The organism is Klenkia terrae (genome assembly GCF_037083865.1).
Lineage (GTDB): Bacteria > Actinomycetota > Actinomycetes > Mycobacteriales > Geodermatophilaceae > Klenkia > Klenkia terrae.
This window is the reverse complement of record NZ_JBAPLV010000002.1, coordinates 265,151-287,067: the sequence shown is the minus strand read 5'-3', so window position 1 is coordinate 287,067 and position 21,917 is coordinate 265,151. Positions and strand designations below refer to the sequence as shown.

Sequence of the window (21,917 nt, the reverse complement as noted above, 5' to 3'; positions counted from 1 at the left end):
GCGATCGATCAGATGTCGACGCCGCGGTCGCGGAGCCACTCCTCCGGGTCGACGGGCTCGCCGTTGATGCCCCCGGAGTGCACCTCGAAGTGCAGGTGCGGCCCGGTCGACTGCCCGCGGCTGCCCACCAGGGCGATGGTCTGGCCCATCTCGACCGCGTCGCCGGCGGAGACCGTGATCTCCTCCATGTGCCCGTAGATCATCACGTCGCCGCTGACGCCCAGGATGTAGACGGCCAGTCCATAGCCGCTGGCCGCTCCGGCCTTGATCACGACGCCGTCCTCGGCTGCGTACTCCGGGGTGAGCATCGGGGCGGCCAGGTCGATGCCCCTGTGCATGGTCCCCCAGCGCTGGCAGAAGCAGGTCGTCATCCGGGCCCCGTCGACGGGCATGACCGCGTCGGGCCGGGCGGCCTCGGCGGCCGCCGCGGCCTCGGCGTCCCGCTGGGCACGGGAGGCGGCCACCTCGGCCAGCCGTTGCTGCGCCTGCGCCTCGGTGATCGCCATCTGCGGCATCACCTCGGCCTGCTCGTCGAACAGCGAGGTCTCCGAGGCCTCCAGCGCCTGGACGACGTCGGCGTCCACCGACGAGGCACCGGCCTCCGGTGCGACGGGGACACCGAGGACACCGGCCAGGGCGCCGCCCAGCGCGAGGGCGACCAGCAGGGCGGCCGGACGACGCCGCAGGTGTGTGCCCGGACCATGCCCGACCCCGTTGCCCCGAACGGCCACGCTTGCTCCCCCTGTGCGTCCCGACCACCCCGCGCGGTCGACAGCGCACAACGTAACGAGCCGTGATGCCTCTGTGACCCCCTGGTCGGCGTGCCGCCCGCGACACGCCGTCTGGAGAATGACAACGGTGTAGTTCAGCCGCGCCGGTGCGGTGCGGGCGCGGGCGCGGGCACCGCCAGCGGGACGCCGGTGGCGTCCCGTGCCGCCGTCCGGCGGGCCAGCACGGCGACCCCGACCACCAGCCCGACCACGCCGACCACCTGGCCGGTCGTGGCCAGCACGCCCGGCGCCAGCCGCTCGCCGTACACCGGCGCGGCCAGGCCGACGGCGACCAGCGGTTCGAGCACCGCCATCACCGGCAGGCACTCGATCAGCGCGCCGGACTGGTAGGCCCACTGCGCGAAGGTGATCGAGGCGGCCCCGGAGACCAGCAGCAGGTAGGTGGTCCAGCTGGTGAGCAGGTCCCCGGGCGGGCGGGCGACGACGTCCTTGAGCAGCAGGCCGGTGATGCCGAAGCCGAACCCGGCCCCGAGGCCCAGGGCGAGCGCCTTGTGCGGGGCCCGCGGGCGCAGCGCCCACAGCGCGGCCAGCACCATCACCGCCGCCGCGGCCCCCACGCACATCAGCAGCGGACCCGGCCGGGCGTAGGACCCGCCGTGGTCCGGGCGGGCCGACAGCACGAACAGCCCCAGGGTCACCGCGACCACCCCGGCGGAGATCCACTGCCCCCGCTCCGGCAGCACCCGCCCCGGGTGCCGGCGGTCGACCAGGGCACCCAACGCCAGGGAGATGACCAGCCCGCCGGACAGCAGCGGCTGGACGACGACGACCGGACCGAACTTGAGCGCCGCGGCGTGCAGCAGGAAGCCGCACAGCGCCGCGGCCTGCCCGCCGATCCAGGCGCGGTTGCGGACCAGCTTGCCGACCAGCCGCAGGACCGCGCCCTCGGGCAGGTCCTGGCCGGCGGTGGTCGCCGCCCGGTGCTGCACCACGGTGGAGACCGCGAACGCGCACGCCGACAGCAGCGCCAACGCCACGGACAGGCCCAGGTGGGGCTCCACCCCGGGGGGTGGCCCCCCGCCGGCCGTCAGCAGCTGCACCCCGTCCACGACTGCGAGCCTGCCACGACCGTCCCGCGCACGCGGCCCAGACCGGGACCGGTGCCCCGGCGGAGGGGCCGGCGTCGGCGGTGCGCGACCGGCGGGCGGCGGCCGCTCCCCCGACGGCCAGCCCGATCCCGCCCGCCAGCAACACCACCACCGCGGCGCGGGCGAGCAGGGCCGGACCGGTGGCCGGCACGGTCGCCGCCCGCCGCACGTCGACGCCGGGCAGCACCTGCCCGGGGCGGCGGTGGTCACGGCCAGGACGGCGGCGCGGCGGAGGGCGCAGGACCTGCTCGTCCCCGGTGGGACGTCCTGCGGATCAGCCGACGGGACCGTGCTGTCGGCGCACCGACGGCCGACGGCTGGCGGCTGTCCGCGCACCTGGGCGACCGGCAGTCCGCCGACGACCTCACCCAGGGATCGCCGAGGTGCCGGTGGGCACCGTCCGCTCCCGGGTCGCCCGGGCCCGCGCCGACCTCGTCGCCGCGCTGGACGCCGGATCGGCGGACGCCGCGCACGGGTAGATGAAGGCCCGGTGAACGGTGGGTGGCCAGGAGGGGTCCTAAGCTCCGCGCGTGCCCTTCAGCCTCACGCCCAAGGACTCGAGCTTCTACGAGATGTTCGCCGTCTCGGCGCGCAACCTCGTCGAGGCCACGTCGGTCCTCGGTGACTTCGTGCACGACCACGCGCGGCGCGAGGAGCTCGCCCGCAAGCTGCGCGACCTCGAGCACGCCGGGGACAACGCCACGCACGCGGTCTTCCGCCAGCTGAACTCCAGCTTCGTCACCCCGTTCGACCGGGAGGACATCTACAACCTGGCCAGCGACCTGGACGACGTCATGGACGCCATCGAGGCCGCCGCCGACCTCGTCGTCCTCACCGGCCTGGGCACGCTGCCCGCCGAGATGGGCCAGCAGGTCGCCCTGCTGCAGCGCTGTGCCCAGGTCACCGCCGACGCCATGCCGCGGCTGAAGGCCATGAAGGGCCTGTCGGACTACTGGATCGAGGTCAACAGCCTGGAGAACGAGGCGGACAAGCTCTACCGCCGACTGCTGTCCCGGCTGTACTCGGGCGAGTTCGACGCCCTGGAGATCCTCAAGCTCAAGGAGGTGGCCGACCAGCTCGAGGAGGCCGCCGACGCCTTCGAGCACGTCGCCAACGTCGTCGAGACCATCGCGGTCAAGGAGTCCTGAGCCCACCGTGGACGGGCTCTTCCTGGCGATGGTCGTCATCGTCGTCGTCGCGCTGGCCTTCGACTACACCAACGGCTTCCACGACGCGGCGAACTCGATCGCCGTCGCGGTGTCCACCAAGGCGCTGACCCCGCGGGTCGCCCTCGCGCTGGCCGCGGTGATGAACCTGGTCGGGGCGCTGATCTCCACCGAGGTGGCCAAGACCGTCGGCGCCGGGATCATCGACACCCCGTCCGGGTCCGGCGGCCTGCAGATCGTCTTCGCCGCGCTCATGGGCGCGATCACCTGGAACCTGATCACCTGGTACTTCGGGCTGCCCAGCTCGTCGTCCCACGCGCTGATCGGCGGCCTGGTCGGCGCGGCGCTGGCCGCGGTCCACTCGGTGCAGTGGGCGGGGATCATCGAGAAGGTCGTCATCCCGATGGTGCTCTCGCCGCTGGTCGGGTTCGGCCTGGGCTACCTGTTCATGCTGGCGATCCTATGGTCCTTCCGGGGCGCCAACGTGACCCGGGCCAACCGCGGGTTCCGCTACGCACAGATCGTCAGCTCGGCGACCATGGCGCTGGGCCACGGCCTGCAGGACGCTCAGAAGACCATGGGCATCATCACCCTCGCGCTGGTCACCTCGGGCCAGATCGACAGCTTCGAGGTACCGCTGTGGGTCATCCTCGCCGCGGCCCTGGCGATCAGCGCGGGCACCTACGCCGGCGGCTTCCGGATCATGCGCACGCTGGGCCGGCGGATCATCCAGCTCACCCCGGCCGGCGGCTTCTCCGCCCAGACCGTGGCCTCGGCGGTCATGGTCACCACGGCCACGGTGTTCGCCGTCCCGGTGTCCACCACGCACATCACGACCACCTCGATCATGGGCGTGGGCGCCACCCGGCGGCTGTCCGCGGTGCGCTGGGGCGTCGCTGGCAACATCGTCGTCGCGTGGGTGCTGACCCTCCCCGCGGCCGGCGCCGTCGCGGCTGCGGTCTACTACCTCACGCACGCGATCGTCGGCTGACAGGAGTCCCGTGGGCGACCTGCGACTGGGGACGGCGCAGGGTCGCTGGACGGTGCTGGCCACCGTGCTGGCCTCGGCGATGGCGTTCCTGGACTCCACCGCGGTCAACGTCGCGCTGCCCACCATCGGCCGCGACCTGGACGCCTCGCTGTCCGGGCTGCAGTGGACGGTCACCGGCTACACCCTCGCGCTGGCCTCGCTCGTGCTGCTGGGCGGCGCGCTGGGCGACCGGTTCGGACGGCGACGGGTCTTCCTGGTCGGCGTGGTCTGGTTCGCCGCCACGTCGCTGCTGTGCGGCCTGGCGCCCTCCACCGGCCTGCTGGTGGCCGCCCGGGTGCTGCAGGGCATCGGCGGGGCGCTGCTGGTGCCCGGGTCGCTGTCGATCATCCAGGCCTCCTTCGCCCACGCCGACCGGGCGAAGGCCATCGGCCTGTGGTCGGGGCTGGGCGGGATCGCCGGGCTGGGCGGCCCGTTCCTGGCCGGCTTCCTGGTCGACACCGTCAGCTGGCGGTGGGTGTTCCTGCTCAACGTGCCGCTGGCCGTCGCCGTCGTCCTGGTGGCGCTGCGGCACGTGCCCGAGAGCCGCGACCCCGCCCACCACGGCCGGTTCGACGTCGGCGGCGCCCTCACCGCAGCACTCGCCCTCGGCGGGGTCACCTACGCGCTGATCGACGCCGGCGCGGGACCGGGCACCTGGGTCGCCCTCGCGCTCGGGCTGGCCGCCGGGGTCGGGTTCGTCGTCCAGGAGCGCCGGGCGGCCGACCCGATGCTGCCGCTGGGCGTCTTCGCCGACCGGCAGTTCACCGGGGCCAACCTGACCACGCTGGCGGTCTACGGCGCGCTGGGCGGCATGTCCTTCTTCCTGGTGCTGCAGCTGCAGACCGTCCTCGGCTACGACGCGCTGGCCGCCGGGGCCGCCGTCGTCCCGTCGATCCTGATCATCTCGCTGCTGTCCTCCCGGGCCGGTGCATTGGCCGGCCGGATCGGACCCCGCCTGCCGATGACCGTCGGCCCGCTGGTCGCGGGGTCCGGCGTCCTCTACCTGTCCTTCGTGGACGCCGGCACCGGCTGGGTGACCGGCGTGCTGCCCGGGTCGGTCCTGTTCGGTCTCGGGATGGCGGCCACCGTGGCCCCGCTGACCGCGACCGTGCTGGGCGCCGCCCCCAACCACCTGGCCGGGGTGGCCAGCGGGGTGAACAACACCGTCGCGCGGGCCGGCCAGCTGCTCGCCGTCGCCGCGCTGCCCCTGGTGGTGGGCCTGTCCGGCGACGACTACGCCCGCCCGGACGCCTTCACCGACGGCTATGCGCTGGCCATGCGGGTGTGCGCCGGACTGCTCGCCGTGGGCGGCCTGGTGTCGTTCCTGACCATCCGGGACGACGTCCTGGAGCCCGATCCCACCTGACGGGACGTCCCGTTGCCTTCTTTGTGCATCGGGCTGGTAGACATTGACCTCGTGTCGACGACCCGCCTGCTCCCGGGGGACCTCCTGGTGAGCCGCATCCACGTCGACCTCGTGCGCGTCACCACCACGGCCTGTCCGGCCCGCTGACCACACCCGGGGCACCGCTGCCCCGACCTCCGGCGCGGGTGCGCGGCCGGGGGACTCCCCCCTGTCGCGACCCTCCCCTGGAGCTCCACCGTGCGCACCCTCATCCTGTTCGCCCTCGTCGGCCTGGGCGCCCAGCTCGTCGACGGCAGCCTGGGCATGGCCTACGGCGTCACCTCGACGACGCTGCTGCTGGCCGTCGGCGCCAGCCCGGCCGCCGCGTCGGCCACCGTCCACCTGGCCGAGATCGGCACCACACTGGTGTCGGGCGCCTCGCACTGGCGGTTCGGCAACGTCGACTGGAAGGTCGTCGCCAAGATCGGCATCCCCGGTGGTGTCGGGGCCTTCGCCGGCGCGACCTTCCTGGCCTCGCTGGACACCTCGGTCGCCGCCCCGCTGATGAGCGCGATCCTGCTGGTGCTGGGCCTGTACGTGCTGATCCGCTTCACCTTCCGCGGCCTGAACAAGCAGAACCTCGGCAAGCCGATGCGCAAGCGCTTCCTCGGCCCGCTGGGCCTGGTCGCCGGCTTCGTCGACGCCACCGGCGGCGGCGGGTGGGGGCCGGTCGGCACGCCGGCGATCCTGGCCAGCGGCCGGATGGAGCCCCGCAAGGTGATCGGCTCCATCGACACCTCGGAGTTCATCGTGGCGCTGGCCGCCTCGCTGGGCTTCCTGTTCTCCCTCGGCTCGCAGGGGATCGACGCGACCTGGGTGGCCGGCCTGCTCATCGGCGGCGTCATCGCCGCGCCGATCGCCGCCTGGCTGGTCCGGCACGTGCCGCCGCGCCTGCTGGGTTCCGCGGTCGGCGGGATCATCGTGTTCACCAACACCCGGTCGCTGTTCAACGCCTTCGAGGTCGCCGACGCCGTCCGCTGGCCGGTCTACGCGGTGATCGTGCTCGGCTGGGTCGCCGCCGTCGTCCACTCGTGGCGGGTCTACCGGGCCGACACCGAGGCCGAGTCGGTCGAGGCGGCCGCCAAGCTCGAGCAGGAGCGCCGCGACGCCCTGGTCGCCGAGCTCAGCCGCGACGACGACGCGGTCACCGCCGGCCGCCCCCAGGCCCCCAGGGACTGACCACCCGCCCGCCTTCCCCGCGTGATCATGGGGTTGTCGCCGGACGACGCGCCGGGCGCGCGTGTCGATCGGACGACAACCCCATGATCACGTCCGGAGGAGGGTCTCCTCCAGGTCGGCGGGGAGGCCCGGCAGGGTGCGGCCGGGCGGGGGCTCGGGGCGCGGGTGGGTCTGCATCCACACCCAGGTGTCGGCGACCGAGTCCCGAACCGGCCGGCTGGGCAGGCCGAGCTCCCGCGCCCGGCCGGTGTCGACGTCCCAGGCAGTGCGGGCCACGTCGGCCGGCAGCCACAGCGGCAGGTGCTGCCACGGCTGCACCCCGGCGGCGAGCAGGTCCGCCTCCGGGACGACGACCCACTCCGCGTCGCCACCGGTGACCTCCCGGCAGGTGTCCAGCAGCCCGCCGAGGGTGGTCATCCCGGCCGGGCCGGTGGCGTTGACAGCGCCGGACCGCTGCCCGCACACCTGCACCAGCCAGCCGGCCAGGTCCCGGGCGTCGACCAGCGCGATCGGCTGGTCGAGGGCGTCGGGGACGACGACCGGCCCGCCGGCCGCGATCCGGTCCAGCCACCAGCCCAGCCGGTGGAGCGGGTCGAACGGCCCGACGACCAGCCCGGCCCGGGCGGTGAGGAACCGGTCGCGGAGGGCACCACCCAGCACCCGCTCGGCGTGCGCCTTGACGGGCCCGTACTCGTCGTCGTCGGTGTCCCAGGTCGGCTCGTCCTCCCCGCGCAGCGGCCCGGGCGGCCAGCCCCGGTAGGCGTTGAGGCTGCTGACGAAGGCGTAGCCGGCCGGGTCCAGCGCGGTCGCGTGCTCGGCGGCCGCCCGGGTCTGGCACGAGGTGTCCACCACCAGCTCGGGCGCCCAGGCCAGCACCTCGGCGGGGAGCGGGTCGTCCCGGTCGGCGTGGAAGGCGCGCACACCGTCGGGCGGCTCCCCCGACACACCCCGGGTCAGCGTCGCGACGTCGTGACCGGCTGCGCGCGCGGCGTCGACCACGTGCCGGCCGAGGAAGTGGGTGCCGCCGAGGACGAGGAGTCGCATTCCCCCACCCCATCGCGGCGGCGACCGGGCGTCCAGCCGGTTCGCGCAGGGCCGATGCGTTGCCCGCGACCGACCGGGTAGGGGTGCAGGGCGACGGCGCCGACCACGGCGCCGTGCACAGCCGTGGAGGTAGCACCCGCATGTCCGTGATGGCCATCATCGGAGCCGGTCGGGGCCTGGGCGCCCAGGTGGCGCGCACATTCGGCGCGCAGGGGTACGACATCGCGCTGATCGCCCGCAACCAGCAGCGGGTCACCGACCTGGCGCACGACCTCTCGGCCGAGGGGATCACCGCCGGCGGGTTCGTCGCCGACGTCCGCGACCCCGACTCGATCACGCACACGCTGGAGACCGTCGCCCAGGCGATGGGCCCGATCGAGGTGCTGCAGTACAGCCCGCTGCCGGACAAGACGTTCCTGCGGCCGGTGCTGGAGACCACCGTCGCCGACCTGGTCGGGCCGGTGGAGTTCTCGATCTACGGGCCGGTGGCCGCCGTCCGGCAGGTGCTGCCGGGCATGCGCTACCTGCCCAAGGACGCGAAGCCCTCGATCCTGTTCGTCAACGGCGGGTCGGCGACCGTGCCGAACAAGGGCGTGGCGGGCACCAGCATCGCCTTCGCCGGGCTGACCGCCTACGCCCAGCTGCTGCACGAGGTGCTCGGCGAGGAGGGCATCCAGGTGTCCCAGCTGGTCATCCCGGGCGCGCTGGTCGAGGGGGACCCGGTGAAGGGTCCCGACGTGATGGCCGGCCACCTGTGGGACCTGCACACCCTCCGGGACGCCTTCCGGTTCACCGTCGAGGGCTCGGACTAGCGGGCCAGCACGGCCCCGTCCGCGGTGGGGACGGCGACGCCGCGCGTGGTCGGCGTCCGCTCCCCCGCCTCGACGGCCAGCGGCAGCCGGTTCTCCGCCGGCGGCAGCGGGCAGGTCGCCAGGTCGGTGTAGGCGCAGGGCAGGTTCGTCGCCCGGTTGAGGTCGACCACGACCCGGCCGTCGGCGTCGGGCACGACCTGGAGGGACCGGAAGGCGTAGGTGGTGTCCCCGGAGGTCTCGTCGGAGAACAGCACCATCAGCCGGCCCTCGCCGTGCCCGGGGAACGCCCGCAGCGACAGCGGCCGGCCGTCCAGCTCGAACTCCACGGTGCCGGGGGCGTCGTAGACGTGCTCGACGCCCTCGAAGGCGCCGCCCACCGTGGTCGGCTCGGGGGCGGCGAAGGGCACGAAGCGGCCCTCCACGGCCCACCGCGGGTCGGCCGGGTAGGCGGGCGTGCCGGGGTGGGCCAGCCGCAGCGGGGACTCCGGGTCGCGCAGCCGGACGACGTGCCGGCCACCGCGCTCGGCCACCTCGACGACGGTGTCGCCCGCGGTGGCCAGCACGCTCTCCCGCAGCCCGAGCGCGCCGAACACGTGCTCCCCCACCACCGGCCGGTCGCCGACCGCGAGCTGCTCGTCGGCAGCCAGCTCGACCACCACGCCGCGGTCGCCGTCCGACCAGCGCCCGGGCACGCCCTCGATCGCGATCGGCTGGTCGGTGAGCCAGGCCAGCGCGGTCACCGACAGGAAGCCGTGCGGCGCGGTGAGCGTGGCCTCCTTGGCCTCGTGCCACTGCGCCCAGTCGGCGGCGAACGTGTCGGACTGGGTGTCGGGCAGCGTGCTGGTCACGGGTCCTCCAGGGGGTGGTCGTCTCCCCTGCCCCAACCGGGACCACCCGCCCGGCGATTCCCACCGGATCGGTGGGATTTCAGCCGGCGGTCTGCACCGGGATCTCGCCGGTGCGCAGGGCAGGGTGCCGCCCGGCCGCGGTGAGCACGGCGCGGGCGGTCAGCGCGGTCCCGGGGACAGCGGCCATCCGCAGCGCGCGGGCGCTGAACAACGCCTCGGTGGCCGGCGGCACGACCAGCAGCTCCAGGTGCAGCTGGTCGGGGCCGCAGGTCAGCGACACCACCTGGGGGTCACCGGTGCCGAACCCGCCGACCCGCACGATCCGGTCCCCGACCGCCAGCTTGCGCGGGACGGCGTGCCAGGTGCTGAACGGGTAGGTGAACCGGGTGACCAGCACGCCGCGCCGGGCCAGCGCGGCCACCAGCTCGGGCAGCTCCAGCGCCAGGTCGGTCGACCGGGGCCACCACGCACCCCGCAGACCGGGGCCGGCATCGGTGCGCAGGCTCACCCGGACGTCGATCCCCCCGCGGAAACCCGGGAGCTCCTGCTCACCGACCCACGCCGCCCGGTCCGCCACCGGCACCACCCCTCGCTCGATCCCCACCAGGCAACGCTAGGCGCGGCACCTGGGCCCTCCGGCGGGACACGCCACGTCCCAGCCGCCCCGCGAGCCACACGGCCAGCCCTCACGGTGGGTGACCACGCGAGAGCGAGCCACCTCACCCCGGGACGACGACGCCCCCGTCACCTCGGGGTGACGGGGGCGTCGGACGTGCCGGGGGGCGACTACTCCGGCTTGGGCTTCTTGTTGCGCGAGCGGCCGCGGGTGGTCTGGTCCAGCTCGACCTTGCGGATGCGGACGACGGTGGGGGTGACCTCCACGCACTCGTCCTCGGCGCAGAACTCCAGCGCCTGCTCCAGGTTGAGGATCCGCGGCGGGATGAGCCGCTCCAGCTCCTCGGAGGTGGACTTGCGCATGTTGGTGAGCTTCTTCTCCTTGGTGATGTTCACGTCCATGTCGTCGGGACGCGAGTTCTCACCGACCAGCATGCCCTCGTAGACCTCGGTGCCGGGCTCGACCATCATCGAGCCGCGCTCCTGCAGCGAGAACATCGAGTACGTGGTCGCGACGCCGGAGCGGTCGGCCACCAGGGACCCGGTGGGCCGCGCGCGCATCTCGCCCAGCCACGGCTCGTAGCCCTCGAGCACGTGGTTGAACACGCCGGTGCCGCGGGTCTCGGTGAGGAACTCGGTGCGGAACCCGATCAGGCCGCGGGAGGGCGCGATGTACTCCATGCGGGCCCAGCCGGTGTCGTGGTGCACCAGGTTCTCCAGCCGCGCCTTGCGCACGGCCAGCGCCTGGGTCAGCGTGCCGACGTACTCGCCGGGGGTGTCGATGGTGACCCGCTCGACCGGCTCGTGCACCTTGCCGTCGATGACCTTGGTGACCACCTGCGGGCGGCCGACGGTCAGCTCGAAGTCCTCGCGGCGCAGCTGCTCGACCAGGATCGCCAGGGCCAGCTCGCCGCGGCCCTGCATCTCCCAGGTGTCGGGGCGCTCGGTGGGCAGCATGCGCACCGAGACGTTGCCGACCAGCTCCTGGTCGAGGCGGTTCTTGATCAGGCGGGCGGTGACCTTCTTGCCCGACTTGCCCGACAGCGGCGAGGTGTTGATCCCGATGGTGATCGAGATCGACGGCTCGTCGACGGTCAGCGCCGGCAGCGGGCGCGGGTCGTCGGGGTCGGCCAGGGTGTCGCCGATGCCGATGTCCTCGATGCCGGCGATGGCGACCAGGTCGCCGGGGCCGGCGCTGTCGGCCTGGACACGGGTCAGGCCCTCGGTGGTCAGCAGCTCGGTGATCTTGACCTTGGTGATGGTGCCGTCGACCTTGCACCAGGCGACCTGCTGGCCGCGCTTCATCTCACCGGAGTGGATGCGCAGCAGCGCGAGGCGGCCGAGGAAGGGCGAGGCGTCGAGGTTGGTGACCTGCGCGCGCAGGGGCTCCTCGGCGTCGTAGACCGGGGCCGGGATGGTGTCCAGCAGCGTCTTGACCAGCGGGCCCAGGTCGGGGCTGTCCGGGACGGTGCCGTTCTCCGGCTTGTTCATCGACGCCTGGCCGGTGCGGCCGTTGCAGTAGACGATCGGGAACTCGAGGGTCTCCGCGGGCAGCCCGGCGTCCTCGAGCAGCTCCATGAACAGCTCGTAGCACTCGTCGACGACCTCGTCGATGCGCGCGTCGCCGCGGTCGGTCTTGTTCACCGCGAGGATGACCGGCATCCCCTTGGCCAGCGCCTTGCGCAGCACGAAGCGGGTCTGCGGCAGCGGGCCCTCGGAGGCGTCGACCAGCAGGACGACGCCGTCGACCATGGACAGACCGCGCTCGACCTCGCCGCCGAAGTCCGCGTGGCCCGGGGTGTCGACGATGTTGACGATGACCGGGTCACCGTTCTCGTCGGCCAGCCGGATCGCGGTGTTCTTGGCGAGGATGGTGATCCCGCGCTCGCGCTCCAGGTCCATGGAGTCCATGACCCGGTCCTGCGTCGAGTCGTTGTCGGTGCCTTCGCCCTTGGCACGACCGAGGGCACCGGCCTGCCGGAGCAGGGCGTCGACGAGGGTCGTCTTGCCGTGGTCGACGTGGGCCACGATCGCCACGTTGCGCAGGTCGTTACGGGTGGGCATGCGAAGAGCACCTCAGGAAGATCGGGGTTTCGCAGCGCTGCACGCCGCGGGGTCGCCGACCGGCGACCCTCCCATGGTAGGCGCTCCGGAGGGGATGCCCGGCGTGTGCGCTGTCACGCACCCCTCGGGGGGAGGCGCGACCCGCCCCGGCTCACCTGTCGGCGACCCCGTAGCTGATCCCCGCGGCGACCACGGTGACCAGGCCAACGGCCAGCCAGGCCGGCCAGCCGACGCCGATGGCCAGCACGTGGGCCAGCACGAACGCCACCAGGTAGACCGCGGCCAGGCCGGCGGTCACGGCCCAGCCGCGGCGCCGGCGCCACAGCCACCCGGCCGCGACGCCCCCGGCGACGAAGACCAGACCGCCGAGTGCCCGGACGCCGGTGCCCTGCGCGATGCCGAACCCGGCCGCCAGCCCGACGGCCACCGGGAGCGCGCTGGGCAGCGAGGTGAGCGGGGACGTGCGGGACGGGGTGCTCGTCGTCATGGACCCAGTCTCCCCCGTCAGGACGTCGCCGCCGCGACCGCGGCCGACAGCCCGTCGGCGGACAGGTCGGTGAGCGTGGTGCCGTCCACGAACACCGTCGGGGTGCCGGTCACGCCGTCCTTGGAGGCCTGGTCGGTGGCCCGCTCCACCCAGCCGCCGTAGACCTGGTCGCGGATGCCGGACTCGACGGCCTCCGCGCTCGCCCCGGCCTGCTCGGCGTAGGAGATCAGCTGGTCGTCGGTCAGTCCGCTGCCGGTGGCCTCGTCGGGCTGGTTGGCGTACAGCAGGTCGTGGAACCGCTCGAGCACGTCGGTGCCCGAGGTGGAGGCGACCACGGCCGCGGCGTTGAGGGCCCGGGTGGAGTAGTCGTCGTTGCGCGAGGAGTCCAGGAAGGCCATGCCGTGGTAGACGATCCGCACGGTGCCGGCGGTGACCAGGTCCTCCAGGGTGGAGCCGGCGGCGTCCTCGAAGTCCCTGCAGTTGGGGCACTGGTAGTCCTCGTACAGGTCCACCGTGACCGGGGCGTCGTCCGGCCCGACGGCGAACGTGTAGCCGTTGCCGTCGGCCACGGTGCCGCTGGGCACGGCCGCGTCCGCGGCGGTCGACGTCCGGGCGGTCTGCACGACGATCGCGACCACGACGGCGATCACCACCACGGCGGCGGCGATCGAGCCGCCCAGGATCGTCCGGCGGCGGCGCTGCTCGGCGGCGCGCTGGGCGGCCTCGGCCTCCCGCTTCGCGGCGATCCGCCGGCGGGCGGTCTCCTTCTTGCTCGACGTGCTCATCTCGACGTGCTCATGGTGTGGCGGGCTCCAGACGGTGGGCGAGGGCGAGACGGGAGTGCGGCCAGCGGGCGAGGGCCAGGGCGACCAGCAGCAGCGCGGTGTCCCGGGCCACCTCGGCCGGGTAGGCGGTCTGGCCGGCGTCGACCTGGCCGCCGCCGAAGCAGCCGCAGTCGATCTGCAGGCCGCGCGCCCAGGCCGAGCCGATGCCGACCAGGAAGACCACCATCAGCACGGCGGCCGCGACCGCCGACGCCCGGACGAGGACGCCGGCCAGCAGGGCCAGGCCGACGACGACCTCCAGCGCCGGCAACCCGAAGGCGACCGGGCCGACCAGGCCCTCGGGCAGCAGCCGGTAGGCCCGCACGGCGCGGACGGCCGCCGCGGGATCGGGCACCTTGAGCGCCCCGGCCACCACCAGGACGCCGCCCAGCAGCAGCCGGGCAGCCAGCGCCAGCCAGGGACGCACCTCGTCGGACCGCACGACAGCACAGTCGTCGCCGGACCCCCGGGAGTTCCTGGGAACCGGCTGCGGATCTGCCCAGGACCTGCTGGTCAGGGCCTGCACGCGCCGGTCCGGACGCGGCGAGGGCCCCGGGGTGTGGTCACCCGGGGCCCTCGTCGGTCGTGCGGCGGCGTCAGGTCGACGCCGCGGTGGTTCAGCTCGCGCGGAGCACGGCCTCGATCTCGAGCTCGACGGAGATCTTGTCGCCGACGACGACGCCGCCGCCGTCCATCGGCATGTCGATGTCCACGCCGAACTCCTTGCGGGAGATCGTGGTCTTGCCGGAGAAGCCGGCGCGCGTGCCGCCGTAGGCGTCCGGGCCGAAGCCGTTGAGCTCCAGGTCCAGGGTGGTGGGCTTGGTGATGCCCTTGATGGTGAGGTCGCCCTCGACGGTCCAGTCGTCGCCCTTGGGCTTGATCGACGTGGAGCGGAAGGTCATGACCGTGTGGTTGCCGGTGTCGAAGAAGTCGGCGGACTTGATGTGCGCGTCGCGCTGCTCCTGGCGGGTGTCGATCGAGTCCATGTCGATCGTGGCCTCGACGGTCGAGGCGGCCGGGTCCTCGGCGGTGACGAGGGTGCCCTCGAACTTGGTGAAGTACCCGCGGACCTTGCTGACCATCATGTGGCGGACGGAGAACCCGACCGTCGAGTGGCTGGCGTCGATGTCCCAGGTGCCGGCCAGGTAACCGGGGATCTGCGTGCTGGTCATGTCTGTCTCCAAGTCGTTGAGCGTTTGACTGCTTCGCCGGACCGTAGCGTAGTTGAAGGCTTGAGCATTCCGCTAGTACCCTTCTGGGCATGTCCGCAGAGGTGTCGGCTCCGTCACAGCCGCGTTGGCTCAGCCCCGAGGAGCAGCAGGCCTGGCGGGCCTGGCTCTACAGCACCCAGCTGCTGCAGGACCGCCTGGACCGCGAGCTGACCCGCGAGACCGGCATCTCCCATGCCTACTACGAGATCATGGTGCAGCTCTCGGAGACCCCTGGCCGGTCGCTGCGGATGAGCCAGCTCGCCGAGCGGTGCCTGTCCTCCCGCAGCCGGCTCTCGCACGCGGTGTCCCGGCTGGAGGAACGCGGCTGGGTGCGGCGCCAGGTGTGCGAGAGCGACGGCCGCGGCCAGCTCGCCGTGCTCACCGACGAGGGGTTCGCCGCCCTGGAGCACGCCGCGCCGGTGCACGTGGAGAGCGTCCGCACGCACCTGTTCGACCAGCTCAGCCCGGCGCAGATCGCGGCGCTGGAGGACATCGGCCAGACCCTGCTGGCCCACCTCGACCCGACGCGCTGACCCCGGGCGCCGCCCCCGGGGTCAGCGGAAGAACTTGTCCGGGGTGAGCGGCAGGTCCCGGACCCGGCGTCCGGTGGCGTGCGCGTAGGCGTTCCCGATCGCCGCCGCCGACCCGACGATGCCGACCTCGCCGATGCCCTTGGCGCCCAGCGGGTTGTGCAGCTCGTCGACCTCGTCGACCCAGCTGATGTCCACCTCGCCGACGTCGGCGTTCGTGGCGACGTGGTACTCGGCGAGGTCGTGGTTGGCGTAGTGGCCGTGGGTCGCGTCGAGCACCGCCTCCTCGTGCAGCGCCATCGACAGGCCCATCGTCATGCCGCCGAGGAACTGCGAGCGGGCGGTGGTCGGGTTGATGATCCGGCCGGCCGCGAAGACCGCGGTCATCCGCGGCACCCGGACCTCGCCGGAGTCCCGGTCCACCCGGACCTCGGCGAAGTGCGCACCGAAGGCGTGGCTGGAGTACTGCTCGGCCTCGTCGCCCGGGCCGGAGGACCCGGTCACCGTCAGGCCGCCGGGCGGCACCTCGCGGTCGCGCAGCTCCTGCGCCGCGGCGATGATCGCCGGCCCCCACGAGGTGATCCCGGTCGAGCCGCCCGCCCCCGAGGCCTTCGGCAGCCGGCTGTCGCCGATCCGGAGGTCGACGTCGTCCATGGGCACGCCGAGCGCGTCGGCGGCGATCTGGGTCAGCGCCGTCCAGGCGCCGGTCCCGATGTCGGAGGCGTCGATGCTGACCACGAACGGCTTGCCGGGCACGGCCTCGATCCGGGCCTGCGAGGGCCGGCGGCGGGTCGGGTAGGTGGACGCGGCGACCCCGGTGCCGACCAGCCACCGGCCGTCCGCACGGACGCCGGGCCGCGGGTCGCGGTCGGCCCAGCCGAACCGCTCCGCACCCTGGCGCAGGCAGGCGACCAGGTTCCGGGTGCTCCACGGCACGTCGCGCTCGGGGTCGCGCTCGGGCTCGTTGCGCAGCCGGAGCTCCACCGGGTCCATGCCCAGGGCCTCGGCGAGCTCGTCGACCGCGGACTCCAGGGCGTACATGCCCGGGGCCTCCCCCGGCGCCCGCATGATCGTCGGCGCCGGCACGTCCAGCTTGGCCAGCCGGTGCGTCGTCCGGCGGGCCGGCGCGGCGTACATCAACCGGGTCGCCGTCGCCGTCTGCTCGGCGAACTCCGCGTTCTGCGAGGTGTGCTCCACGACCTCGTGGCTGATCGCGGTCATGGTGCCGTCGGGCAGCGCGCCCAGCCGCAGCCGCTGGATGGTCGGGGTGCGGTGGCCGACCAGGCTGAACATCTGCTGCCGGGTCAGCTCCACCTTCACCGTGCGGCCGGTGACCTTGGCGGCCATCCCGGCGATCAGCTGGTGCACGTGGGTGAACGCCTTGGACCCGAACGCGCCGCCCACGTAGGGCGAGGTGATGTGCAGCTGGTCGGCGGTGATCCCGAACGCCTCGGTGATCACCGGGACCAGGTTGTGCGGGCCCTGGTTGGCGTCCCACATCCGCAGCACGTCCCCGTCCCACCGGGCCACCGTCGCGTGCATCTCGATCGGGTTGTTGTGCTCGTTCGGCGTCTCGTAGGTGACGTCGACCGACACCGGCGCGGCGGCCAGCGCGGCGTCCACGTCGCCGATGACCGAGTCGGTCTCGAAGCCGCCCATCAGCTTCTCCGGCGGGTACAGGTCGTCCCGGTCGGCCCGCAGGTCGACGTCCGGGCGCTGCGCGTCGTAGCGCACCACGACCCGGCCGACGGCGTCCCGGGCGACCTCGGAGGTCTCGGCCACCACGACGGCGACCGGCTGGCCGGCGTACTGCACGCGGTCGGACTGCAGGACGAGGAGCTCCTCCGCGACGTCCCCCAGCCGCGGCGCGTCCTCGTGCGTGAGGACGGCGAGCACCCCGGGCACCGCCTGCGCGGCCGAGACGTCGATCGAGGTGATCCGCCCCTTCGCCACGGTGGACTGCACCAGCGCGACGAACACCGCCGAGCCGTCGACCTCGTGCTCGTAGGCGTAGGGGGCCAGGCCGCGGACCTTGGCCGGGCCGTCGATCCGGCGGACGTCGCTGCCGACGGCCCGCTCGGTGGTGGCGGTCATGCGCGGGCCTCCGCGAGCTGGACGAGGGTGCGGGTGATCATGTTCGTGGCCATCGGGACCTTGAACGCGTTGTCGGCGAGCGGCGCGGCGGCGGCCAGCTCGGCCTCTGCGGCTGCGGCGAAGGCGGCCTCGGTGGCCGGTCCGCCGCGCAGGGCGTCCTCCGCGACGGTCGCCCGCCACGGCTTGTGCGCCACCCCGCCCAGGGCGATCCGGACGTCGCGGACGGTCGAACCGTCGAGGTCGAGGGCGGCGGCGACGGACACCAGCGCGAAGGCGTAGGAGGCCCGGTCGCGGACCTTGCGGTAGCGCGAGCGGGTGGCCCACGGCAGCGCCGGGACGTCGATGGCGGTGATCAGCTCGCCGTGCGCCAGCGTGGTGTCCCGCGCCGGGTCGTCGCCGGGCAGCCGGTGCAGCTCGGCGATCGGCACGGTGCGCTCGCCGTCGGCGCCCAGCACCCGGACCGAGGCGTCCAGCGCCCGCAGCGCGACCACCATGTCCGACGGGTGGGTGGCGATGCAGGTGTGCGGGGACGTCGGGCCCTCGTGGGTGGCGCCCAGCACGGCGAGGTTGCGGTGCAGGCCCTCGACCGCGCCGCAGCCGGAGCCGGCGTCGCGCTTGTTGCACGGCATCGTGGTGTCGGTGAAGTAGGTGCAGCGGGTGCGCTGCAGCAGGTTGCCCCCGGTGGTGGCCCGGTTGCGCAGCTGCCCCGACGCCCCGGCCAGCAGGGCCTGGGCCAGCAGCGGGTAGCGCTCGCGCACTCGGGGCTCGGCCGCCAGGTCGGCGTTGGGCACCGCGGCCCCGATCCGCAGCCCGCCGTCGGGCAGGTCCTCGACCTCGGTGGAGGTCAGCTGCCGGACGTCGACGAGCACGTCCGGGGTGGCCACCCCCAGCCGCATGAGGTCGACCAGGTTGGTGCCCCCGCCCAGGTAGGCCCCCTCGGGCTCCCCGGTCAGCAGCGCCACCGCACCCGCCGGGTCGATGGCCTTCTCGTAGCGGAACTCCCTCACGCGCGCACTCCCTGCTCGACGGCGACCTGGGCGACCGCGGGGACGATGTTCGCGTACGCCGCGCAGCGGCACAGGTTGCCGCTCATCCGCTCGCGGATCTCGGCGTCGGTGAGGTCGGTCCGGTCGGCGACCAGGTCCTCGGTCACCGCGCTCGGCCAGCCCTGCGCGGCCTCGGCCAGGACCCCGGCGGCCGAGGTGATCTGCCCGGGCGTGCAGTAGCCGCACTGGTAGGCGTCGTGGTCGACGAACGTCTCGTGCAGCCGGTGCGGGCCGTCGGCGGCCAGCCCGTCGGACGTCGTCACCTCCTGCCCCTCCGCGGTGACGGCCAGCACCAGGCAGCTGTTGACCCGGCGGCCGTCCAGCAGCACGGTGCAGGCGCCGCACTGGCCGTGGTCGCAGCCCTTCTTGGCGCTCGTCGCCCCCAGCCGCTCGCGCATCGCGTCCAGCAAGGAGGTGCGGGTGTCGACGGTGAGCGGCCGGTCGGCCCCGTCGACCCGCAGGGTGATCTGGGTGTCCACGCAGCGGTGGTGCCCCGCCGTCCCCCTGCCCGAAACCGCGGGGACCCTCAGGCCAGGTCGGCCGGCGGTGCCGGCCAGCCCAGCCCGACGCCGTCCAGCGGGGCGGTGAAGGCCGCGGGGCGCTTCTCCAGGAAGGAGGCGACGCCCTCCGCGGCGTCCGGACCGCTGCCCAGCTCCACCAGCGCCCGGGACTCCGCGCGGTGCGCGTCCCACGGGCTGGCCGCCGACAGCATCGACCACAGCAGCTGCCGGGACACCGCCACCGAGACCCCGGAGGTGTTGTCGGCGATCTCGTGGGCGAGGGCGTAGGCGGTGTCCAGCAGCTCGGCGTCCGGCACCACCCGGGAGACCAGCCGCCCGCTCAGCGCCTCGGCTGCGTCGAAGACCCGGCCGGTGGCCACCCACTCCATGGCCTGGCTGATCCCGACCACCCGTGGCAGGAACCAGCTCGAGGCGGCCTCGGGCACGATCCCGCGGCGGGCGAAGACGTAGCCGAACCGGGCGGACTCCGCGGCGATCCGGATGTCCATCGGCAGGATCATCGTGGCCCCGATGCCGACCGCGACGCCGTTGACCGCGGCGATCACCGGCTTGCGCAGCGCGGCGAACGGCAGCGCGCCGATGCCGCCCCAGTCGCGGGCGACGCCGTCGATGGTGCCGGCCTCGTCGGCCTGGGCGCTGCGGTCGAAGGTGCCGGCCCGCTGCAGGTCGGCACCCACGCAGAAGTCCCGGCCGCGGCCGGTCACCACGACCACCCGGACGGCGTCGTCGGCGTCGGCGACCGCGGCCACCTCGCCGAGCTCGCGGGCCATCAGCGGGGTGTAGGCGTTGCGCCGGTCGGGCCGGTCGAGGGTCAGCGTGCCGACCCCGCCGTCCACGGCCCAGCTGACCTGCTCCCACTGCCTCATGCCAGGGCCCCCGCGAGGACGAGCCCGGCGACGACGTCGGTGTGCTCGGCGGCGTCGCCCAGCAGCAGCCGGTCGACCTTGGCCCGCCGCCAGTAGAGGTGCGCGTCGTGCTCCCAGGTGAAGCCGATGCCGCCGTGCACCTGGATGCAGGTCTCGGCGGCGCGCTCCAGCGTCTCGGCGGCGAACGCCTTCGCCGCCGCGGCGGCCAGCGGCAGCTCGTCGGGGGCCGCGTCGGCGGCCCAGGCCGCCCACCAGACCAGCGAGCGCAGCTGCTCGACGCCCACCCAGGCGTCGACCAGCGAGTGCTTCACCGCCTGGTAGGACCCGATCGCCCGGCCGAACGCGTGCCGCTCCTTCGCGTAGGCAACGCCGACCTCGACGGCCTTCCCGGCGGTGCCGAGGTCCTCGGCGGCCAGCGCGACCAGGGCGACGTCCCGGGCGCGAGCCCACAGCCGGGCGGCGTCGGGCACGAGCACCTGCGGGTCGGTCAGGGTGACGACGCCCAGGCCGCGGGTGGCGTCCATCGGCCGGCCGGTCACCACGTCGCCGCCGCCCACCACCAGGGCACCGTCCACCAGCGCCAGGAAGGTGTCGGCACCGACGGCGTCCAGCGCCGGGGTGGAGCCGTCGACGACGCAGAACGCGCGGGACCCGTCGGCCAGCGCCGCGGCCAGCTCCGGCTGGTCGGCCAGCAGCACGGCGGCGCGGGCGGCGGTGACCAACGACGGCCCGGCCAGGACGGCGCCGGCCTGCTCGGCGACGACGGCGAGGTCCAGCAGCGAACCCCCCGCGCCGCCGGCGGACTCAGCGACCGTGATCCCGGTGAACCCGATGTCGGCCAGCGCCTTCCTCCCGGGCGCCACCGGGCCGTCCTCCAGCGCGGCGCGGGCCTGCGCCGGGGACGCCTGGCCGCCGAAGAACTGCTTCGCGCCGGCGGCTGCGTCGAGCTGGTCCTGGTCGAGGTCGAAGTTCACCGAGTGCTCCCGGAGGCGTTGAAGGGGCGGTGCTTGTCCTCGCGCGGCTCGGGCGGGAGGCCCAGCACCCGCTCGCCGATGATGTTGCGCAGCACCTCGTCGGTGCCGCCGGCGATCGCGATGCCCGGCAGCCACGCCTGGTTGCGCTGCCAGCGGCCGGCGCCGTCCTCCCCGCTGCCGTCCCCGGGTGCGGCGGCGAAGACCGCGTCGTCACCGAGCAGCCGGACCCCGGCGTCGGCGACGAGCTTCGCCGCGGCGGTGCCGGCGAGCTTGCCGGCGCTGGCCTCCGGGCCGGGCAGCCCGCCCTGGCTGATCGCGGTCAGCCGGCGGTAGCCGGTGTACCGGTTGGCCAGCGCGGCGACCGCAGCCCGGCCGACCGCCTGCCGGGCCAGCACCTGCCGCTCGGCGGGCAGGCCGGGCAGCTTCTCCCCCGCCAGCCGGGCCAGCGACTCGATCGACAGGCCCAGGTCGTTGCCGCCGCCGCCGACGGCCACGCGCTCGTTGAGCAGCGTGGTCAGCGCGACCCGCCAGCCCTCGCCCGGCTCGCCCAGCCGCTCGGAGTCCGGGATCCGGACGTCGTCGAAGAAGACCTCGTTGAAGTCCGACTGCCCGCCCATCTGGCGCAGCGGGCGGACGGTGACGCCCGGGGCGTGCATGTCGACGACGAACATCGTCAGCCCGCCGTGCTTGGGCCGGTCGGGGTCGGTGCGGGTCAGCAGGATGCCGAAGTCGGAGACGTGCGCGAGCGTCGTCCAGACCTTCTGGCCGTTGACCACCCAGTCCTCGCCGTCGCGGACGGCGGTGGTGCGCAGCGCGGCGAGGTCCGAACCGCTGGCCGGCTCGCTGAACAGCTGGCACCAGACGTCCTCGGCGCGCAGCAGCCGGGCCAGGTACTTCTCGTGCTGCTCGGGGGTGCCGTGCGCGATGACCGTCGGCCCGCACATGCCGATCCCGATGTGGTTGATCAGGCTGGGCACCCGGGCGCGGGCGAGCTCCTGGCCCACGATCGCCTGCTGGGCCAGCGAGCCGGCCTGCCCGCCGTGCTCGGCGGCCCAGGCCACCCCGACCAGCCCGGCGTCGGCCAGCACCCGCTGGGTGCGGCGCAGCGCCTGCTCCTGCTCGCGGGGGTCGGCGGCCTCCTCGCCGGCGTCCAGGTGCACCAGGTCGGCCGCGTGCTCGGCCAGCAGGTCGCGGACGCGCGCGCGGTAGGCGGCCTCGTCCGGTGTGTCGTCGAAGTCCACGGCGGGACACCTCTCCTCGGTGAGTGGTGGTGCTCCTGCGCATCCTCCGGTCGGGTCACGGAACGGTCAACCCTGACTGCC

The 21,917-nt window shown here is 74.2% G+C and carries 22 protein-coding genes; 6 read left to right on the top strand and 16 right to left on the bottom strand.

Going from position 1 to position 21,917, the window contains the following annotated elements:
* Positions 1 to 8: 8 nt before the first annotated feature.
* Positions 9 to 731, bottom strand: a complete 723-nt coding sequence (locus UXQ13_RS03475) for a M23 family metallopeptidase (protein ID WP_225232624.1) — start codon at positions 729 to 731, stop codon at positions 9 to 11.
* A 134-nt stretch (positions 732 to 865) separates the two neighbouring features.
* The gene (locus tag UXQ13_RS03470) at positions 866 to 1,840 is read right to left on the bottom strand and encodes a DMT family transporter (protein WP_225232625.1); all 975 of its coding nucleotides are present in this window, start codon (positions 1,838 to 1,840) and stop codon (positions 866 to 868) included.
* A 569-nt stretch (positions 1,841 to 2,409) separates the two neighbouring features.
* Here UXQ13_RS03470 and UXQ13_RS03465 point away from each other — a divergent pair.
* The 4 genes from UXQ13_RS03465 to UXQ13_RS03450 all read left to right on the top strand — a co-directional run bounded on the left by UXQ13_RS03465 (position 2,410) and on the right by UXQ13_RS03450 (position 6,659).
* Entirely contained in the window at positions 2,410 to 3,027 is a 618-nt protein-coding gene (locus UXQ13_RS03465; RefSeq protein ID WP_225232626.1) for a DUF47 domain-containing protein, read from the top strand.
* Positions 3,028 to 3,034: 7 nt separating this feature from the next.
* Positions 3,035 to 4,036: an inorganic phosphate transporter gene (locus UXQ13_RS03460; RefSeq protein ID WP_318249963.1), complete on the top strand. Its 1,002-nt coding sequence runs from the start codon at positions 3,035 to 3,037 to the stop codon at positions 4,034 to 4,036.
* A 10-nt stretch (positions 4,037 to 4,046) separates the two neighbouring features.
* Positions 4,047 to 5,441 carry an MFS transporter gene (locus tag UXQ13_RS03455; RefSeq protein ID WP_225232627.1) on the top strand — a complete coding sequence of 465 codons (1,395 nt, stop codon included), beginning with the start codon at positions 4,047 to 4,049 and terminating at the stop codon, positions 5,439 to 5,441.
* A 237-nt stretch (positions 5,442 to 5,678) separates the two neighbouring features.
* Positions 5,679 to 6,659, top strand: a complete 981-nt coding sequence (locus UXQ13_RS03450) for a sulfite exporter TauE/SafE family protein (RefSeq protein WP_336391815.1) — start codon at positions 5,679 to 5,681, stop codon at positions 6,657 to 6,659.
* 87 nt (positions 6,660 to 6,746) lie between these two features.
* On the opposite strand, the gene UXQ13_RS03445 is transcribed toward UXQ13_RS03450, so the two are convergent.
* Positions 6,747 to 7,703: an NAD-dependent epimerase/dehydratase family protein gene (locus tag UXQ13_RS03445; protein WP_336391814.1), complete on the bottom strand. Its 957-nt coding sequence runs from the start codon at positions 7,701 to 7,703 to the stop codon at positions 6,747 to 6,749.
* Between the two features lie 149 nt (positions 7,704 to 7,852).
* Here UXQ13_RS03445 and UXQ13_RS03440 point away from each other — a divergent pair, with 149 nt between their 5' ends.
* Positions 7,853 to 8,515: an SDR family NAD(P)-dependent oxidoreductase gene (locus UXQ13_RS03440; RefSeq protein WP_225232629.1), complete on the top strand. Its 663-nt coding sequence runs from the start codon at positions 7,853 to 7,855 to the stop codon at positions 8,513 to 8,515.
* On the opposite strand, the gene UXQ13_RS03435 is transcribed toward UXQ13_RS03440, so the two are convergent.
* The 7 genes from UXQ13_RS03435 to UXQ13_RS03405 all read right to left on the bottom strand — a co-directional run bounded on the left by UXQ13_RS03435 (position 8,512) and on the right by UXQ13_RS03405 (position 14,525).
* Complete coding sequence (locus UXQ13_RS03435; RefSeq protein ID WP_225232630.1) at positions 8,512 to 9,363, bottom strand: DUF1684 domain-containing protein; 852 nt, start codon at positions 9,361 to 9,363, stop codon at positions 8,512 to 8,514. The genes UXQ13_RS03440 and UXQ13_RS03435 overlap by 4 nt on opposite strands.
* A gap of 79 nt (positions 9,364 to 9,442) precedes the next feature.
* On the bottom strand, positions 9,443 to 9,967 hold the full coding sequence (locus UXQ13_RS03430) for a DUF5994 family protein (protein ID WP_225232631.1): 525 nt from the start codon (positions 9,965 to 9,967) through the stop codon (positions 9,443 to 9,445).
* Positions 9,968 to 10,149: 182 nt separating this feature from the next.
* A complete protein-coding gene (gene typA, locus UXQ13_RS03425) occupies positions 10,150 to 12,042 on the bottom strand; it encodes a translational GTPase TypA (RefSeq protein ID WP_225232632.1) in 1,893 nt (630 codons plus the stop codon).
* Positions 12,043 to 12,193: 151 nt separating this feature from the next.
* The gene (locus tag UXQ13_RS03420) at positions 12,194 to 12,529 is read right to left on the bottom strand and encodes a hypothetical protein (protein WP_225232633.1); all 336 of its coding nucleotides are present in this window, start codon (positions 12,527 to 12,529) and stop codon (positions 12,194 to 12,196) included.
* A 17-nt stretch (positions 12,530 to 12,546) separates the two neighbouring features.
* Positions 12,547 to 13,314 (bottom strand): DsbA family protein, encoded by a 768-nt coding sequence (locus UXQ13_RS03415; protein WP_225232634.1) that lies wholly within the window; start codon positions 13,312 to 13,314, stop codon positions 12,547 to 12,549.
* A gap of 10 nt (positions 13,315 to 13,324) precedes the next feature.
* Complete coding sequence (locus tag UXQ13_RS03410; protein ID WP_336391813.1) at positions 13,325 to 13,795, bottom strand: MauE/DoxX family redox-associated membrane protein; 471 nt, start codon at positions 13,793 to 13,795, stop codon at positions 13,325 to 13,327.
* A 175-nt stretch (positions 13,796 to 13,970) separates the two neighbouring features.
* Positions 13,971 to 14,525 (bottom strand): YceI family protein, encoded by a 555-nt coding sequence (locus UXQ13_RS03405; RefSeq protein ID WP_225232636.1) that lies wholly within the window; start codon positions 14,523 to 14,525, stop codon positions 13,971 to 13,973.
* 89 nt (positions 14,526 to 14,614) lie between these two features.
* Here UXQ13_RS03405 and UXQ13_RS03400 point away from each other — a divergent pair, with 89 nt between their 5' ends.
* Positions 14,615 to 15,097, top strand: coding sequence for a MarR family winged helix-turn-helix transcriptional regulator (locus UXQ13_RS03400; protein WP_225232637.1), 483 nt, complete (start codon positions 14,615 to 14,617; stop codon positions 15,095 to 15,097).
* 21 nt (positions 15,098 to 15,118) lie between these two features.
* Here UXQ13_RS03400 and UXQ13_RS03395 read toward each other — a convergent pair whose 3' ends face one another.
* From UXQ13_RS03395 to UXQ13_RS03370, 6 genes are read right to left on the bottom strand one after another with little or no spacing between them, the layout of a single operon-like run.
* On the bottom strand, positions 15,119 to 17,188 hold the full coding sequence (locus tag UXQ13_RS03395) for a xanthine dehydrogenase family protein molybdopterin-binding subunit (protein ID WP_225232638.1): 2,070 nt from the start codon (positions 17,186 to 17,188) through the stop codon (positions 15,119 to 15,121).
* Positions 17,185 to 18,195 carry an FAD binding domain-containing protein gene (locus tag UXQ13_RS03390; RefSeq protein WP_225232639.1) on the bottom strand — a complete coding sequence of 337 codons (1,011 nt, stop codon included), beginning with the start codon at positions 18,193 to 18,195 and terminating at the stop codon, positions 17,185 to 17,187. The genes UXQ13_RS03395 and UXQ13_RS03390 overlap by 4 nt, the downstream gene beginning before the upstream one ends.
* A complete protein-coding gene (locus UXQ13_RS03385; protein ID WP_225232640.1) occupies positions 18,192 to 18,713 on the bottom strand; it encodes a 2Fe-2S iron-sulfur cluster-binding protein in 522 nt (173 codons plus the stop codon). The genes UXQ13_RS03390 and UXQ13_RS03385 overlap by 4 nt, the downstream gene beginning before the upstream one ends.
* A 47-nt stretch (positions 18,714 to 18,760) precedes the next feature.
* Positions 18,761 to 19,621 (bottom strand): enoyl-CoA hydratase-related protein, encoded by an 861-nt coding sequence (locus UXQ13_RS03380; protein ID WP_225232641.1) that lies wholly within the window; start codon positions 19,619 to 19,621, stop codon positions 18,761 to 18,763.
* Positions 19,618 to 20,595: an acyl-CoA dehydrogenase family protein gene (locus UXQ13_RS03375; protein ID WP_225232642.1), complete on the bottom strand. Its 978-nt coding sequence runs from the start codon at positions 20,593 to 20,595 to the stop codon at positions 19,618 to 19,620. Before UXQ13_RS03375 ends, UXQ13_RS03380 begins: the two co-directional genes overlap by 4 nt.
* Positions 20,592 to 21,836, bottom strand: coding sequence for an acyl-CoA dehydrogenase family protein (locus tag UXQ13_RS03370; protein ID WP_225232643.1), 1,245 nt, complete (start codon positions 21,834 to 21,836; stop codon positions 20,592 to 20,594). Before UXQ13_RS03370 ends, UXQ13_RS03375 begins: the two co-directional genes overlap by 4 nt.
* Positions 21,837 to 21,917 lie beyond the last annotated feature (81 nt).

Bases quoted from the DNA above. Each gene is read 5' to 3' on its own strand.
- UXQ13_RS03395 (WP_225232638.1), bottom strand. From the start codon at position 17,188: ATGACCGCCACCACCGAGCGGGCCGTCGGCAGCGACGTCCGCCGGATC.
- UXQ13_RS03440 (WP_225232629.1), top strand. From the start codon at position 7,853: ATGGCCATCATCGGAGCCGGTCGGGGCCTGGGCGCCCAGGTGGCGCGC.
- UXQ13_RS03400 (WP_225232637.1), top strand. From the start codon at position 14,615: ATGTCCGCAGAGGTGTCGGCTCCGTCACAGCCGCGTTGGCTCAGCCCC.
- typA (WP_225232632.1), bottom strand. From the start codon at position 12,042: ATGCCCACCCGTAACGACCTGCGCAACGTGGCGATCGTGGCCCACGTC.
- UXQ13_RS03380 (WP_225232641.1), bottom strand. From the start codon at position 19,621: ATGAGGCAGTGGGAGCAGGTCAGCTGGGCCGTGGACGGCGGGGTCGGC.
- UXQ13_RS03415 (WP_225232634.1), bottom strand. From the start codon at position 13,314: ATGAGCACGTCGAGCAAGAAGGAGACCGCCCGCCGGCGGATCGCCGCG.
- UXQ13_RS03420 (WP_225232633.1), bottom strand. From the start codon at position 12,529: ATGACGACGAGCACCCCGTCCCGCACGTCCCCGCTCACCTCGCTGCCC.
- UXQ13_RS03445 (WP_336391814.1), bottom strand. From the start codon at position 7,703: ATGCGACTCCTCGTCCTCGGCGGCACCCACTTCCTCGGCCGGCACGTG.
- UXQ13_RS03405 (WP_225232636.1), bottom strand. From the start codon at position 14,525: ATGACCAGCACGCAGATCCCCGGTTACCTGGCCGGCACCTGGGACATC.